The sequence below is a fragment of the Sphingobacterium sp. BIGb0116 genome (assembly GCF_024808035.1).
GTDB lineage: Bacteria > Bacteroidota > Bacteroidia > Sphingobacteriales > Sphingobacteriaceae > Sphingobacterium > Sphingobacterium paramultivorum.
In genome coordinates, this window is sequence record NZ_JANUDT010000007.1 from 256683 (window position 1) to 273012 (window position 16330).

Annotated in this window: 12 protein-coding genes and 1 riboswitch; of the genes, 4 read left to right on the forward strand and 8 right to left on the reverse strand. The window is 38.7% G+C overall.

The features are described 5' to 3' along the window. Positions 1-36: 36 nt before the first annotated feature. Positions 37-139, reverse strand: a riboswitch (SAM riboswitch). Positions 140-357: 218 nt separating this feature from the next. The 3 genes from M2419_RS17540 to M2419_RS17550 all read right to left on the reverse strand — a co-directional run bounded on the left by M2419_RS17540 (position 358) and on the right by M2419_RS17550 (position 2478). After that, a complete protein-coding gene (locus M2419_RS17540; RefSeq protein WP_159727420.1) occupies positions 358-1209 on the reverse strand; it encodes a hypothetical protein in 852 nt (283 codons plus the stop codon). Between the two features lie 103 nt (positions 1210-1312). Continuing rightward, a complete protein-coding gene (gene rimM, locus M2419_RS17545; protein WP_075994448.1) occupies positions 1313-1837 on the reverse strand; it encodes a ribosome maturation factor RimM in 525 nt (174 codons plus the stop codon). A gap of 119 nt (positions 1838-1956) precedes the next feature. After that, positions 1957-2478, reverse strand: coding sequence for a 30S ribosomal protein S16 (locus M2419_RS17550; protein ID WP_153844340.1), 522 nt, complete (start codon positions 2476-2478; stop codon positions 1957-1959). A 359-nt stretch (positions 2479-2837) separates the two neighbouring features. Between M2419_RS17550 and M2419_RS17555 the strand changes: the two genes are divergently transcribed. Together M2419_RS17555 and M2419_RS17560 are read left to right on the forward strand one after the other, a co-directional pair. Further along, entirely contained in the window at positions 2838-6188 is a 3351-nt protein-coding gene (locus tag M2419_RS17555) for an exodeoxyribonuclease V subunit beta (protein ID WP_182330655.1), read from the forward strand. 7 nt (positions 6189-6195) lie between these two features. Further along, entirely contained in the window at positions 6196-9075 is a 2880-nt protein-coding gene (locus M2419_RS17560; RefSeq protein ID WP_259255469.1) for a PD-(D/E)XK nuclease family protein, read from the forward strand. 95 nt (positions 9076-9170) lie between these two features. On the opposite strand, the gene M2419_RS17565 is transcribed toward M2419_RS17560, so the two are convergent. The 3 genes from M2419_RS17565 to M2419_RS17575 form a co-directional block, all read right to left on the reverse strand. Then, positions 9171-10040, reverse strand: coding sequence for a cupin-like domain-containing protein (locus tag M2419_RS17565; RefSeq protein WP_088163188.1), 870 nt, complete (start codon positions 10038-10040; stop codon positions 9171-9173). Between the two features lie 430 nt (positions 10041-10470). Continuing rightward, positions 10471-11241, reverse strand: coding sequence for a uroporphyrinogen-III synthase (locus M2419_RS17570; RefSeq protein WP_075994453.1), 771 nt, complete (start codon positions 11239-11241; stop codon positions 10471-10473). Positions 11242-11252: 11 nt separating this feature from the next. After that, complete coding sequence (locus M2419_RS17575) at positions 11253-12227, reverse strand: DUF4271 domain-containing protein (RefSeq protein WP_153844343.1); 975 nt, start codon at positions 12225-12227, stop codon at positions 11253-11255. Between the two features lie 123 nt (positions 12228-12350). Here M2419_RS17575 and M2419_RS17580 point away from each other — a divergent pair, with 123 nt between their 5' ends. After that, a complete protein-coding gene (locus M2419_RS17580) occupies positions 12351-12914 on the forward strand; it encodes a DNA-3-methyladenine glycosylase I (protein WP_182330653.1) in 564 nt (187 codons plus the stop codon). A gap of 104 nt (positions 12915-13018) precedes the next feature. Continuing rightward, a complete protein-coding gene (locus M2419_RS17585) occupies positions 13019-13516 on the forward strand; it encodes a hypothetical protein (protein ID WP_182330652.1) in 498 nt (165 codons plus the stop codon). Positions 13517-13560: 44 nt separating this feature from the next. Here the strand turns inward: M2419_RS17585 and hpt are convergent, their stop codons facing one another. Together hpt and M2419_RS17595 are read right to left on the reverse strand one after the other, a co-directional pair. Continuing rightward, on the reverse strand, positions 13561-14100 hold the full coding sequence (gene hpt, locus M2419_RS17590; RefSeq protein WP_075994457.1) for a hypoxanthine phosphoribosyltransferase: 540 nt from the start codon (positions 14098-14100) through the stop codon (positions 13561-13563). 27 nt (positions 14101-14127) lie between these two features. Beyond that, positions 14128-16302 carry a transglycosylase domain-containing protein gene (locus M2419_RS17595; RefSeq protein WP_182330651.1) on the reverse strand — a complete coding sequence of 725 codons (2175 nt, stop codon included), beginning with the start codon at positions 16300-16302 and terminating at the stop codon, positions 14128-14130. Positions 16303-16330 lie beyond the last annotated feature (28 nt).

A 16330-nucleotide genomic window follows, 5' to 3' on the forward strand; every position in this document is an offset into this window, starting at 1 on the left:
GAAACGCACAAGTCGAGGAATCGTTTATCTACATGTAACTTATCTTTCCCACATGGAGTAGGGTAGAATTTAGCACCTTGAACAATACAGGTTGCTAAGGCTTCAACGGGTCTAGTCCCTCGGCCTTTCTCTATAAGCGTTGCTAATATCGTTTTAAAAAATCAAAAGACAAAAATATTTTTTCGAAAAGGCAAAAATAGCGGCAAAAAGACTGCAATAAATGCGGCTTCAGGTTTATTCCCAGTCAACAACAGGAATTTACGCTCCACCAAAAGTAAAAGACTTAAAAAAACAGATAAAATTAACGATCGAGGATCATCGACAGCGAAGATATTGACTATGCCACAACAGGATTGGCTAAAGATTCGCTGCCAGGGAATTCCGTAGATTTTTGAGATAAAATGTGATCAATAAGAGTCCTGTAACATGGTACTCCTCTTTCGATCCAAATTTAAAACCATCAAATAAATATTGATAGGCGACTAATGCATTTTTTTCGTTGTAAAATAATTCCTTCCAAGAATCGGGAACATCTGCCCATGCCTTGAGCACAATGCCATTCTCAGCATAAATAATGGGTGATTCAACACCATCCATTCGATAATCGTGATGTGTACCAGAACTTGATATGTGTTGGAAATAAGCGATAGAATAATCTACAAAATTCAATGCCCTAGCTTTTATCTCCTTTTCACTTTCTGATTTTACAGGGGCATTTCGCCATAGATTCACTTGGCTATCAAATTTGCTGGGGGTCTCCCGGATAGGGGTTTTATCTAACGCAAAGTTGATATAAAGTCTTTCGCTAGTGGGTATACGTGCTGAGCTAAACTGTGAAAAATCACCTCTCAGCTGAACAAAATCGCTTTTTACCTTAATAATATCTAATGCGAGGCTACCTTTTTTCTCATCGGTCAATTCTAATCGATCGCCGTTGAATCTATACTTACCGAAGAGTAAGATATCATCGATCGCCATGACAAACTTGTCTTTATCATGGAGAGAGAGAAAGGACCGATATATCGTAGGATCATTACCATAGGTATCTGCCTCGACATTTTGGGGTGATTCTCTTTTTACTTTATGATACTCTTCATTTGAATAGCCCAATATCATTTGGTAATTGCCTTCAGGAAAGTCCTTTTTCTTCCCAAAGAAAGCACAAGAAGACAACGAGAATACGAATAGCAGCAGTAATAACGGTTTCAAAATCAATCAATAATTATGGCCAGTAATAATATACAGACCAAGATAAGAAATTACTGCAATAGTTCGTATACTGCTATTTATTTGAATAAGCTCGGGGATATGCTTATTCTTTATAAAGATCCACCAAGCCTTCTGGCAATTCAACTTCAATGATCTCCTCTTCGCCATCGATTCCTAAGATCAAATCATCAGACAACGGGAACATCAGTTCTTTACCGTCCATATTTACCGAGGCGACAAATTGTTGTGGAAATTCCTGGACATCTGTTATTTGCCCCAGTTCACCATGGTTTTCATCAATCACTAAAAAACCGATTAAATCAGTATATCTAAAATCATCTGGATCGCGCTCGGGCATCTTATCATTGGAAAGATATAGCTTTTTACGGACAAGTACTTGAGCCTTATCGATATGATCCACATCCTCAAATGTCACATACGCTGTACTATTTTTTTGAAATTTAATGGTATCAACAAAATAAGGAACAAGCTTTTTGTTCACTTCCACAAAGACAACATCGATATTCAAACTCTCGTATTCCTCGAATTCAAAAAACAGTTGTACTTCTCCTTTAAGACCTCTTGTTTTACTGATGTAACCGATGTAAAAGCTTTGATCAATAGTCATATATTTCGTATTTAGCGATTAGCTGTGAGACATGATTTGGCAAACCATTAGCCTATTGGCTGTTTCAAAAAAAGCCGGCTCAAGATTGAGTCGGCTTTCTCGAATACTTTATGAAAGAATTAACCTTCAGTTTCTTCTGATGCAGGAGCTTCAGTCTCCTCAGCAGCAGTTTCTTCCGCTACAGGAGCATTTTTAGCAGCTACAGCAGCAGCTTTTTCTTCTTTTTTCTTAGCTTCAGCAGCTAAAGCAGCTTTTCTAGTTTCAGCTTTAGTTTGTGCTAAACCATCTTTTTTACCAGTGATTCTTGCATCATTAGCTTCAGTCCAAGCTGTAAATTTAGCTTCAGCAGCAGCTTCATCAAAAGCACCTTTTTTCACACCACCTTGCAAGTGTTTTTTGTAAAGAACACCTTTGTAAGAAAGGATAGCGCGAGCAGTGTCAGTTGGTTGAGCACCTTTATTCATCCAATCCAAAGCTTTTTCAAAATCCAAAACGATAGTTGCTGGATTTGTGTTTGGGTTGTAAGAACCAATACGTTCGATGAATTTACCGTCACGTGGAGCGCGAGAATCCGCTACGACTACGTGGTAAAAAGGACGTCCTTTTTTACCGTGTCTTTGCAATCTGATTTTAGTTGCCATTCTTTAATTTTATTTTATGTATTCAACATATCCCCCGAGCTTCATACTAGAGGGGATGCAAAGATAGTTATTTTTTTTTAATCATCATTATAATTTAATAAAACTTCACTGAAAACGACAGGGTTAGCTGTTTTCAACAAGCTCTTTCAAGCGTAACACCTACCCCTTAGACCTTCGTCTTTTCTTGCTTCCATACAGCATCTACAACGAACTTTTCAAAAATCAAGGCACTAAACAGCTCCTTTATTCAAAAGGACATCTTTACCAAATGTAAACAGGATGAACGGTTTGGGTACAGTACCTTCGAAATAGTCATCGACATTTTTGCCAATTCACTTTTTACTTTCTACCTTCATTCTATGAAATCTGTTGCGCCATTAAAAATACTAAAAGCTTCAGCCGGTTCGGGAAAAACCTTTAGCTTGACTTTACACTATCTCACACTCCTACTCTCCAACGAGAATAGCTATAAGGAGATTTTGGCGGTGACATTCACCAATAAGGCAACCGCCGAGATGAAGGAACGCATCCTCTCGGTGCTCCATGGCTTGGCAACAGGCAATCGTACCCCTAAAATTGAAGATTTCAGAAAGCTTTTACTCCAGCAGCAGCCAGATTGGAATCCGCATCTGGTACAAGAGAAAGCTTTTCGGGTTTATCGACGTATCCTACACGACTACAGTCATTTTACCATAAGTACAATTGATGGTTTTTCCCAAAAAGTCATTCGCGCATTTACCTATGAACTCAATCTTGATGCTGCTTATAAGATTGAAATGAATGTCAATAAAGTGAAAAATGACCTTACAGTCATGCTTAATCAATTGCTGGATGAACGACCCGACCTACTGGATTGGATTATCGCTTATGCGGAAAAGAAAATAGCAAAAAATGAAAATTGGAACTACCGCCAACAATTAATGGGTTTGGCAAGTCTTATTTTCTCTGAAAATTTTCAGGAATTTGATGGCTACATCAATTCTGCCAATCCAAAGGAAGTTTTTAATCTTCTCAATCAGGAAGTTGAACAGAAGATAAACTCCTTCACGGAAGCGCTCTCCATGACAATTGAAGCCTTTAGTGAAACATTTAAGAATTTTAATATCTCCGAAAGTGACCTGAAAGGTAAATCGCGCAATAAAATAATCTCCGCTAGCAAAACCAATAAAAAAACGGAAAAGCTAAGCGCTTCCGAAATTGCCAAGGTACTGGAAAAGTATATCCAGTTGATCGACAATGAAGATGCTTTTACAGATAGTGACAAAAATATACGTCATGATCTTATCGCCGCACTCGGGCCCATTCTGGCATCGTTCCAAAAGCTACACGATAATCTATCGGCTTACATTGCTTATCAAGCGGTACAAAGTAATCTCTATTACCTACGCCTGCTCAAGGAAATGAGCGATTTACTGACGCAATGGCGGCGGGACAATGGTGCTCAATTAATCTCCGACTCGCAGATTTTATTAAACAAACTCGGACTTGATGAAAATAGCGATCCAACATTTATCTGGGAGAAGATCGGCAATCGATTTAACTACTTTTTGTTTGACGAATTTCAGGATACTTCGCGTATTCAGTGGAAAAACTATAGTCCGCTATTGATCAATGCATTGGCAGATGCCAAAGGCACAATCAGCGAACACCTGATCGTTGGGGATGTCAAACAGAGTATCTATCGCTGGCGGAATGGGGATTGGCGTATACTCCTGCAACAGGTAGAACAACAGGTTGGTCATACCTTTCACTTAGACGAGGATAGCAAAACCACCTTTATCGAAAACGGAAGCCTCGACACCAATTTTAGAAGTCTTCCAAATATCATCCATTTAAACAATTACCTCTTTAGCAGTATTCCCCAACATCTGCAACAGGTACTGAATGAAAAAGTATTCGAAAGCCTCGATGAAGAAGGTAAACAATGGTGGATTTCTGCTGGCAATGACAATATGCTGGTCAAAGCTTATGAAAACAGCCAACAGGAAGTACCTGAACATAAAAAAGGGAAACTTGACCAATTAGGATCTATTGAAATCTCCTACATTCCTGTCACTGATGGACGCTACAGAAGAAATCAGGTTATTGAAGAATCGTTACTACAACTATGTCAAAAAATAGGCGACTGGCTCGGTAGCGGACGATATCAGGCGCAGCAGATCGGCATCCTGGTACGGAGTAATGTGCAGGCTAAATTGGTCATCCAAAAGCTCATGGACTTCAAAAAAGAGCAGCAACTTACATTTGAAGTGATATCTGGTGATGCTTTATCCTTAGCGAGCAATGATGCTGTACTATTATTGATCGAGACGTTGAAGGCTTTAGTCTATAATTCAGATAAACATACCATCCATAAAGCAAAGATGGTCTATCTCTACCAGCATATTCAAAATAAGACAATCGATCAGAATGCATGGTTAAAATTTGCGAGCAATGACATCCGCGCACTTAAAGATTATCTCCCTGAGGCGCTGATTGACTCGTGGGAAATGGCACAGAAACAGCCTTTAGTTCATTTAATTGAAAAACTCATTGAAATCTACGGTTTCACAACCACAGACAATATCCACCTCCCTTACCTCCTCGCATTCAAAGATATGATCTCAGCTTTCTCCACCAATGGCGAACGTGGCATTATACAGTTCCTGGAGTTTTGGGAAGAAGATGGCAACCGGGCGGTGCTCCCTTCCAACGGAGAAATTAATGCGATCGAGGTAACAACAATCCACAAATCAAAAGGTCTAGCCTATGACGTTGTGATGATTCCATTCTGTTCCTGGGATCTCGATGGCATGATCAATGGCGATTTTTGGATAGAGACCTCGGATACTCCTTTTGCCCAATTGGGAAAAATTCCAATAAAATATACATCTACAGTCGGCAAATCTGTATTTTTCAAGCAATATTTTGAAGAGATGCTGTTCAACTACATGGATGCACTCAACACATTCTATGTAGCAACAACACGTGCTGTTGAACACCTCTATATTACGGCACCTTCCTTTAAAGAATCTGTTGACAAAAAAACAGGTGAAATTACAGGATATGATATTAAAGACGAATATATCAGCGATGTGCTCTATCAAGTCTTGGATAGCCCGATAGCTCCGTTTGCACTGGAGGAAAAAGGTGTACACATCGATCAAACGATCGAACAAAAAAAACATCAGACTCAAAAAGACAATATTATTTCCCTTCGCCATTACCCCATTTCCAAAGAATTGGAAATGGCCTTAGAAAAATCGAGTACACGTAACATCAATGATATTATGATGCTGGAGAAAGCCGCGCAGTACGGTATATTGGCCCACGATATTATGGCTCAAATTTCAAAGGAAGAAGACATCCATAAACTGGTACGCCAACTGATCCAGGAAGGAATCCTTTCCAAAGAGGAAGAGCCTTTTCTCATGCAGGAGATCAATCAGATCTGGAAGCACCCCATGATCAATAAATGGCTCACCGGAAACTATAAAATCTGGAATGAAGCAAGCATTATTACCGCCAAGGGTGAGACCATTCGTCCCGATAAAGTCTTCACCTCCGTGGAAGAAACAATCGTTCTGGATTTTAAATTCACACAGACAGACTATATTGGGCACAAGTATCAAGTCGACAACTATAAAAAGAATTTGGAGAACCTTGGCTATAACAACGTTAAAGCCTATCTCTATTATGCGAAATCAAATCAATTAACTGAAGTAAAATAATAGCACGATGCAGACAGCCTTTCTAAAATTAGTAGCAGCAGACATTCAAAAACGTTTTGGAAACGATCTGAGTGAAATTGCCATCGTGTTTAATAATAAACGGCCGATTACCTACCTCAAAAAACATCTTGCCGAAGTGTATGGTCAGGCGATCTGGTCGCCGCAGTTTTTTACGATTCAGGAATTTTTCAGACTTTCGACCGATGATACCGAAGCCAGTCCTTTAACCCAATTTTTTCATCTGTTTAATATTCATAATGAGTTATTGGTAGCTGAGGGCAAGCAACCAGAAACGCTGGAAGAGTTCTATCCCATTGCCGAAATTATATTGAGTGACTTTGGTCAACTGGATTATGATCTCGTTCCCATCGAGCAGATCTATCTAGAACTTTATGACAATACCAAAATCGACATTGCTTTTCAACATCTCACGCAAGAACAGCAAGGGTTTATCCGTCAATTTTGGCAGTCCTTTTCTATTGCGGGGCATAGTGGAGTACAAGAGCGCTTTCTTCAACTTTGGAAAAGACTGCCCGTATTATATGATCGGTTCAAAGAAAAGCTCAAAACAGAAGGACAAACCAACTATCCAACAATCTACCGTGATCTGGTTGATGGCAAGGCTACGAATCAGCAGTTTGCATCTTCCTTTCAGCATATCCTTTTTGTCGGTTTCAATGCTTTAAATAAAGCCGAGGCAAAATTATTTAAACAATGGCAGGACAAAGGCAGCGCACTATTCTACTTTGATGCCGATGCCTATTACCTGGAGGACACTATGCAGGAGGCGGGACTTTTTATCCGTCGAAATATTTTTCAAACAGGTTTGATCAATGCCCTTGGCGATAGCCCGAACATTATAGGCAATAGAACCTCAACCGTAAATCTATATGCCAGCACCGGAAAAATCAGCCAAACAAAATTGCTCTATGATATCCTCGAACAGCACCATAACATGGAACAGACCTCTGCCATTCTTCTAGCAGATGAAAACCTACTGGTTCCTTTGCTACAGAGTCTACCCGATGTCAACCCCAACATCACAACGGGATATCCACTGACGCAGTCTCCCATTTTCGGCATCCTGGACCTATGGATGGATGTTCATTTGGAGATATCACAGTTCAAGAGACGGAAGATTCCTTATCAGGTCATAGAGACCTTTATCAACCATCCGCTCAGCATGGTTTCTTTGGCAGATAAACTTCAGATCCAAAAAGAGATTGCCGACAAACAGCTCTTTGAGATCGCATTTGAGGAACTTCATCTCAAAAGCTCCCTGCCTCAGTTTTTTGTGCCAATCGAAAATTCTGCACATTTGATCCCTGCGCTCATTCTGATCGTCGATGACCTATTGCATAGCATCTCTTCTCAGGAGCGCATCCGCCAAATTGACAACAACCTCTTGATCGAAACAAAGAAAACGTTAAATCAGCTGCTACTGGGCTTTGAAACAGTTGCGCCCTTAAGCATCAGCTTCCAGATTGGCTTGATTAAAAAAGCAATCGCCCCAATAAATTCGGCGATAGAAGGAGATCCCCTAGAAGGAATTCAGATTATGGGACTCTTGGAGAGTCGTTGTTTAAATTTTGACAACGTATATATTTTAGGAGCAAATGAAGGCATTCTACCAAAGACGTCCAATTCACCTACCTTTATACCCAATAGTCTAAGAAGCGCTTATGGCCTTCCCATATTGGAGAATCAGGATGCCCTGTCAGCTTATTTATTCTATCGCCATTTTCAATACAGTGAAGGAATACATATTTTCTACAATGGCTTAGTGGACGAAAGCTCTACCGGCGAAGAAAGTCGCTTTATCAAACAGCTGGAGTTTGAAAGTAAATTTCAGTTTGACCGAAAAATTCAACAACAGACCATCCAATTTTCCGATAAAGCGCAAGAGATTGTCATAGAGAAACGTGGTGAAGTCTGGGAAAAGATGTATCAGGATTTTATCGTCAACCAGAAAAGGATATCTGCAACGGCTCTAACAACTTACCTGCAATCCCCGCTACAGTTTTTTTTAAAACATATTGCCGGCATCAAAGAACCGCCTTCAATCTCTCAGGAATTTGAGATGAATAAACTGGGAACTGTCATCCATAATGTCATGGAGAAGATATTCCTACCTTTCAAGGGCCAACAGGACTTTACACCGACAACTGTCTTTCGGCACGAGATAGACAAAATAGAAGCACAGGTGATTCGTGAAATAGGCCTGCAATATCAGATCGAATTAAAGACAACACATGATTTAAACAGCCTGCAGCGGATCATGCTGAAGATTGCCTGCGAGTATGTCAAGATGTATCTTGAATATGACATCAACAACTACAAAGCATTTCGGATTATTGAACTCGAGAATGACCACGATTATGTACTGCCCTTTCCTATTGAGATCAATGGAGAAGAACAACAGGTCACACTTTACGGCATCATTGACCGTGTAGATGAGGTCGTAACACACGACGATCGTATTATCAGTAGAATTGTCGATTACAAAACAGGTGGAGACTCGATCATATTCAAAGAAATCGACCAGGTATTTGCGCCAAATACCGAAAATAAAGCAATGGTGCAGACGCTATTCTATGCCTATGTATTTGAACAAAAGACAGGAAGAAAACAACTCGAGCCCCATCTCTATGTCGCCCGTAAAATGCGGGAAGAAGGGACATTATTCAGTGGTAAAGAGGGAATATTGACTGATGAATTCCTTGCTTTCCAGAAAGAAAATTTTGTCAGATTTATGCGAGATATTCTTCAGGAAATCTTTAACCCTGATCTCCCATTTCGGCATAACCCGGACTCAATGATTTACCCAAGCGACCCTTATACATTATTCTATCGGGAAGCTAGCAAATGGGGCGATGCAGAAGAATGAATATAGCAAAGACTTTAAGGAGAGGTCAAACGAAATGCTGTACAAAAAATACATTCTAAAAACAAAAGGGGACATTTTACTGTCCCCTTTCTATATTAACGTTTATTTCTTTTAATTGCATTATTGGCTCGACGTTTTGCTGTATTAATTTTATAATGGAACCAATGGTCTTTGAAGATCTTTCGCATCGTATTGTCAAAATGCCTTGTGATAAACAGATTACGCGCCCCCTGCAATTTCTCGCTGATCGAATTTGCTAAAGCCCTAACAGAAATCGAATAGCCTTCTGTCTCATATTGAATATAATGCCACCAACCTGCCGGCATATATAAGGTCTCTCCAGGATGAATAACCGCTTCATAACCATCTAAGTACTTAATCCCGGGATATTCCTCTTCACTACTATATTTTGGATTGGCAATACTATGAAAATTGTATGGCAATTTATACATCAAATCAGATTGATCATTCGGAAAAAGCCAAATACGTTTTAATCCTTGAAATTGAGAAATAAATACGTGTGACATATCAATATCGAAATGGTTACGGGTACTTGACCCCTCTCCACCAAAGAACATAAATGGCAACCATTGCAATACCTTACCTCCTGTGACATCGTTATAAATAACATCGTGTTTCAGTTCAGGACGTATTTTGAGTAGATTGAACAAAAACAACCGTAACTCTGTAGGTTCTTTTGTGATCAGATCCAAATATTCTGCAAATGTCATATGGCCAACAGGAGCACTGGCAGCACGGTCCATTGATTCTTCCTCTTTTCCATAGACATCTATCTTTATATCTCCTGCGATTTCCTTAAAGTAATCATAACTCCATTTCTTCCACGCTGGACTTTCTGCACTTATAAAATCTGATATAATTACAGGAAAACCTGGTTTCAGATAATTCTTTAAAAAGTCCTCTGATTGAATGCCCGAAATTTTATCAACTTGCTTTAACTTCACGACTGACTAATTTTGCTTAATTACAAACATAAAAAAATATTTCTATCAAATTTTAAAAATACTGCCTATGCTTTATTTTTAATTGGAATAAATTATTCCAAGCAATTTAATAGAAATATACTTAAAATCTCAATGACCATCGTCACTTTTATTACATTTTAACATCATCGATTCGACTCGCCACCATTTCTATACCCCCTACAGATAAAAATACAATTCATTTATCTTTCATACAATATGAACATACCTCACAAATTGATCATCCGGCCAATTCGTAAAATTGTCATCGTACCATTCCCGATTCGGAATGATAAAACTCAACAACAACGCCCGTAAAAGTCTTTACAGATCTTTGCGGACCTTAAACTGCATAAATAACAAAAAAAGGTTCTTAAGAACCCTTTTTTTGTTATTTACCTTATGTTAGGTACTACTTATTTACCTTTTTGATATATTCTTCTACAGCCATCGTCATACTAGGAGCTTTTGGTGTTGGAGCAGGGATATCTAAAATCAATCCGTGATCTAAAAGTGCCTGTTGAGTAGAAGCACCAAATGCTGCAATCCTGGTATTATTCTGCTTAAAGTCAGGGAAGTTATCATATAAGGACTGTACACTTGAAGGGCTAAAGAACACGATAACATCGTAGAAAACATCTTTCAAATCAGTCAAATCGCTTACAACAGTTCTAAAAAGCACAGCTGGTGTAAATTTATAGCCGTTTTGTTGTAACCAATTACTTGTTTCCTCATTAGCTACATCCGAACAAGGGAACAAGAAATTCTCCCCTTTGTGTTTTTTCAATACCTCTTCAAGGTCTTTCGCGGTCTGTTTACCAAAGAAAATCTTCCTTTTTCTATATTGAATATACTTTTGAAGATAGAGGGCAATCGTCTCTGAAATACAGAAATATTTCATTTCTGCAGACACTTCAAATCGCATCTCTTCACAAATTCTAAAATAATGATCTACAGCATTTCTACTCGTAAATATTACGGCAGAATAATCTGCTAAATTAACCTTATCCCTACGCACATCTTTGGCAGGAACTCCTTCTACGTGTATAAAACCTCGAAAGTCTAATTTTAACCCGTATTTCTTTGCTAAATCATAATAAGGGGACTTATCGTTTTCAGGTTTTGGTAAAGTCACCAGTACACTTTTTACCTTCTTTGCTCTTTCTACGTCTGAAGTTTGCATATTAACCAGTTTTAGCTCAATAATCTTAACAGTATTAATATTGGTGCTATTTCTAGGCAACAAAGGTACAAAATTAAATAGGAAATTGAAAATTTATACATAGACATAATATGAGCCGCGGTCTTAAGAAATCGATAGAAAAAGAGTAAAGCCGCTCCAACGATGGCCAAATGCAGCACAATACCTACTGATGTCAAGGGTACAAGGCTCAAAATTAATAGTACAGGAAGCATTAAAAAAAGTGTATTGAAATAAATCAGATACAGCACTGTCACATACTCCTTTACTAGCTTTCTAATTTCAAAAACAAAGGATAAAAATCGGATGAAACCGATTTTTAGCGCAAATAAACTGCCCACCATTCCCGCCGTCTTCATATAATTGGGGAAAGTAATAAAATCGAATCTATTTAATTCATACGCATAGAATAGACTTACAAATAAGCCTATCGCCCCGGAGAATAATACGAATAGAAAAATAAATGGCCAGGATGTCAAAATCGTATCCTCTTTGCTTACAGAGAGTAAAACCCGATCATCCCAGTAACCCTGAAAAACCAATTTGATATCAGAGGGAAAAAATACCCGAATCAACCCAACACCAAAGATCAATGCAAGAACCGTAAATAGAATCCAGTTTTCACGATGAGCCTTGAGTGTCCCATATTGCCGATCCAAATTGCTTTTTCTCAGTTCACCCTGAAAATACTGCTGTACATCAAAATTATAAATGTTATGAACCCTTAAACCTTCCCCGTTCACTGTTACGATCCGATATTGATCTTGTAACGCTGGGTTCAAGGACGCCAAAACTTTTTGGTTAGGCGTTTCGACAGAATCCCTGACAACATTTAGACTATCCGTCCTAACGATGCTGCTGTCCTGAACAACTGCCCGTAAAGTCCGTCGCTGTGCATTTGATCCTGTTATTGAAAATAGCAGGAATACTACAAATAGAAAATGATATTTGAAGATAGTTACGCTCATTAAAATGAATTGTCTCTTAACGGCAATGAAATGTTCAACAACCGTCTATATTCGAAACTCTTAAATTGTGGTCGTAAAGTTAGGATAAAAAGTTATATTGCATTCAAAAAATCTTCAGAGAACATGTACAAAGAAATCACACGTTGTCAATGGTGCGGATCTGACCCACAATATGTAGACTATCACGATAAAGAATGGGGACGACAAGTCCGCGATGACAAAACTTTATTTGAATTCTTGATCTTGGAGTCTGCACAAGCTGGTCTAAGCTGGATCACGATTCTTCGTCGAAGAACGGCATACCAAGAAGCTTTTGCCAATTTTGATGTTGACCAAGTCGCTGCTTATACCAACGAACATGTTGCTAGACTTTTGGTCGATTCGGGAATCATCAAACACAGGAATAAAATTGAATCCACCATTACCAATGCGCAGCACTTCAAGAAAATCCAGGCAGAATATGGTAGCTTCTACGACTATTTATACACCTTTTTGCCCGAAAAACAACCGATTGTCAACCACTGGACCAGTTTGCAACAGGTACCTGCAACTACAGCTATTTCTGATAAAATAGCAAAAGACATGAAGAAAAGGGGATTCAAATTTTTCGGTTCTACCATCTGTTATGCTTATATGCAGGCCGTTGGAATGGTGAACGACCACATCGAAACCTGTTCGTTTAAATAGCTAACCATTAAAATACGCATAGGTTTCGCAAATACTAATTTATAGAAATCAAAACAGATTCTCTACACCATAAAAACAGACCGTTAAGAACAGAAATGCAGTATATGAATCAAATCGACCTAAAACAAAACCAATTGGTATTAAAAGAAAAAAGAGGTCCGCTAATTGCCAGACTATTCATCTATTTACTTACCATATTTTCTATAATTCTACCCCTTGGTGGCGTCACTGTCAATGTATCCAATAGCGGGCTGACAATTGTGAGTGTTATCATGCTTGGCTTATTTGGATTAATAGCATACTATATGCTCCGTGTTTCATTATGGAATACCTATGGCGCTGAAATTATTGAATTTCAAAAAAACAAAATCAACTACACCGCCGACTACCAATGGTTTAAAGGAGGTCAAAAAGAATTTGATTTTGAAAAGATAGACTTTACAATACAAAAATCAGGCTATGAGGAAGATAACAAAGGTGTCTTAGTCATTAAATTTGATGAAAAGGAAATATTTGAAACTGTCTCTAAATTACCCTTGCCTGATTTAGAAATTTTACGCATAAATCTAAAGGAATTATACAACGATCAAACAATTGAATAGATCAAAATTCTATAGTTGCAATCTAATAATCACTTATTAGTACATTAGACTGCTACGTTTTTATAAATATCAGGGAGATTCCGACAAAGACCATTAAAGTCCATACCATACCCAACGACAAATTCCTTACTTATTTCAAAGCCAACATAGGTCAATTCCTCGAAATGATACTGCAGCGCCTCGGGTTTCACCAGAAGTGCACAGGCAATCACACTCGCTGGATTCAATTTTTTCACGGCATCCAATGTATACTTCAGGGAATGCCCAGAGTCAACAATATCTTCTACAATAATCACATCACGGCCTTCAAGATCAATACCAAGTCCTAAAAGCTCGTTTAATTCAGATTGCCCCGTTCCAATATAAGACGCCAACTTAATAAACGACATCTCACAAGGAACATCAATTTGCTTAAGCAGATCTGCCATAAACATAAAACATCCGTTCAAGACACCTATAAAAACAGGCTGTTTATGTTCATAACGCAGGCTTATATCAATCCCCATCAAGCGCACTCGTTTCTGAATTTGCTCCTCTTCAAATAAAGGTTCGAAAAGCAGTCCGTCAATTTCTATCTTTTTCATGCTAATATTCTTCTTTCGTCACAGGCACTATTTATGTGCGTCGTTTTCTTTTTCCTCTTTTTTACGCCCCAATATCTTATCAAATAGCGATCGTTTTGGTTTCTCCTGCTCACTAGCCTCCTCATCTTTCTTTTCCGTCAGATCCATTTGTTTTAGCTTCTTTGGAACAGATACACGCTCAAGATTATCTGCAGGAGAATTACTTTCGAGACGATCGAACAACAATGGATCATCTCCCATATCAAATACATCAACAGAATCGACCACAGCTGGTCTTGCTGCTCGCAGATGCGGCTGCAGAACAACTTCATAAAAACCATAATTTGAAGTTGTTGAATCCACACTAATCTGCCCTGTTTTGGTCATAATATGACCATAGGTATTAAAATAGCGCAACATATTCCCTTTCAGGTGCCCTGTCCAGTCAAAAAAGTTCAATCCCTTTTTAGGACGCGGAACAATGCTCGACAAAAATATACTTTCTCCAAGGCCTAATTGCGCCGGTGTTTTCCCAAAATAATAGCGTGCAGCTTCGGTAATACCATATACATTATTGCCCCATTCGATGACATTCAGGTAAACCTCGTACATGCGTTTTTTACTCACTTGCTGAGAGCGTTCCATCAGCCATACCAGCAAAATTTCTTCCAGCTTCCGCACCACGGTCTTATTCCGATTTAGAAAAACATTTTTCACCAGTTGCATTGATATCGTACTTGCCCCTCGTTTAAATCCTTTTTCCTTGATATTTGTAGCAATGGAGAGCTTAAAAGCCTTCTCCTCAAAGCCCTTGTGTTTAAAGAAAAATGGATCTTCTGTATTGATCAAACTAATCTGCATATAACGAGATATTTGATCTATAGGTGTAAAATTAGGGTTTTGAGGTCCGACAACAATCTCCCGCATCGGCTTACCATCTTCATAGGCGGTATACGTGAATGGTGTATTTAACATCGCAATATCGGCCTCCCCCCATTTGACGACTTTTAAATCCTTATCATCCATCTTAGAAGAGAAAAGAAGCTTTTCGGGCTTTTTGATTTCGAGAGCAAAGTTCAGATCGTATTGAATATGCCCCTCCACCTGAATACCGTCTAAGCCAGGAAATAATCCAACTGGCATGGCATCAAAAAAGTGCTGAGCCTCTATCCTATCGGTATGAATGGCAAGGAAGAGTTCTTTTTCCGGCTTGTGCACATATTTGATATAAGGAGAAAACACAAAATCTTTGACCTGTACGGTACTTTCTTTGCTTACTTCAATCGACCATGCTCCGATATTCAATGCACCTTGCATTCTGGCCTCAGGAAAGATAACATCTTTACTAGAAATACGCCAGTGATTTACTTTCAGATTTTTAAATCCCCATTGCCCATGCAACTCCAGTAACTCCTTATTTCTTCTATGAGCCTTGTCCAATCGGAAGGATATTTCATCAAAACTTACCGCAAGACCAAATTTGCGCTGTAATAGTGGAAGATTTACCTCCTTCTTATCGGAAAAAAGACGAAGATCACACTCTTGATTATCTGAATCAATCGTTCCGGTCAGATTCCAAGCTGCCTCATGGTCATTTAGCAAGAACTTCGTTTCCATATCTCCGCCGTCTATCACAGCAGAAGGAATAACAACGCGTTGTGAAGTACTGTCGTCACGATAGGAAAGTTCAAGGTTTTTGAGATCGAGATCATTTGGAATCTTAAAAAATACATTTTTCAACAATCGATCTGCCAAGGCCGCCAGATTCTGCTTTGGGTTATCATTTTCAACAGTATCCTTTTTCTGCTTTTTGAACAGGAAATCGTAGTTACTGATCGAATCCTTTTTAACAAGAGAAACCTTCCCATTATCTAAAAGAACTTGTCCTAACTTCACATCCCCAAATAACAAAGGCCATAATTTAACAGATACTGTCAAATCATTGATTTGGGCTAATTGATCTCTATTTTTGGGCAATAGCTGTATATTCTTAAACTGTACGGCATTAATCCCCTGGAAAGCATAATATTGAATCTTCAATTCCATATCATACTTTTCAAGCAACTTCGCTTTCGCTTTGTTGATTGCTCCCATGAGCATGGCATCTCTTTTCTGATAAGCATACGTGCCTACTGCGATCGCCAAAACCAAAATAGCAGCTAAAGCGATATAAAGCCATCGCCATTTGCGGGACTTAAAAGATGTTATAAATCGATTGGACATAATTATTACTTAATGCAAATTCGTGCAT

What these genes read in the sequence shown, in the direction of transcription:
- rimM (WP_075994448.1), bottom strand. Translation starts at nt 1,837, where the DNA reads ATGACTATTGATCAAAGCTTTTACATCGGTTACATCAGTAAAACAAGA.
- M2419_RS17550 (WP_153844340.1), bottom strand. Translation starts at nt 2,478, where the DNA reads ATGGCAACTAAAATCAGATTGCAAAGACACGGTAAAAAAGGACGTCCT.
- M2419_RS17555 (WP_182330655.1), top strand. Translation starts at nt 2,838, where the DNA reads ATGAAATCTGTTGCGCCATTAAAAATACTAAAAGCTTCAGCCGGTTCG.
- M2419_RS17560 (WP_259255469.1), top strand. Translation starts at nt 6,196, where the DNA reads ATGCAGACAGCCTTTCTAAAATTAGTAGCAGCAGACATTCAAAAACGT.
- M2419_RS17570 (WP_075994453.1), bottom strand. Translation starts at nt 11,241, where the DNA reads ATGCAAACTTCAGACGTAGAAAGAGCAAAGAAGGTAAAAAGTGTACTG.
- M2419_RS17575 (WP_153844343.1), bottom strand. Translation starts at nt 12,227, where the DNA reads ATGAGCGTAACTATCTTCAAATATCATTTTCTATTTGTAGTATTCCTG.
- M2419_RS17580 (WP_182330653.1), top strand. Translation starts at nt 12,351, where the DNA reads ATGTACAAAGAAATCACACGTTGTCAATGGTGCGGATCTGACCCACAA.
- M2419_RS17585 (WP_182330652.1), top strand. Translation starts at nt 13,019, where the DNA reads ATGAATCAAATCGACCTAAAACAAAACCAATTGGTATTAAAAGAAAAA.
- hpt (WP_075994457.1), bottom strand. Translation starts at nt 14,100, where the DNA reads ATGAAAAAGATAGAAATTGACGGACTGCTTTTCGAACCTTTATTTGAA.
- M2419_RS17595 (WP_182330651.1), bottom strand. Translation starts at nt 16,302, where the DNA reads ATGTCCAATCGATTTATAACATCTTTTAAGTCCCGCAAATGGCGATGG.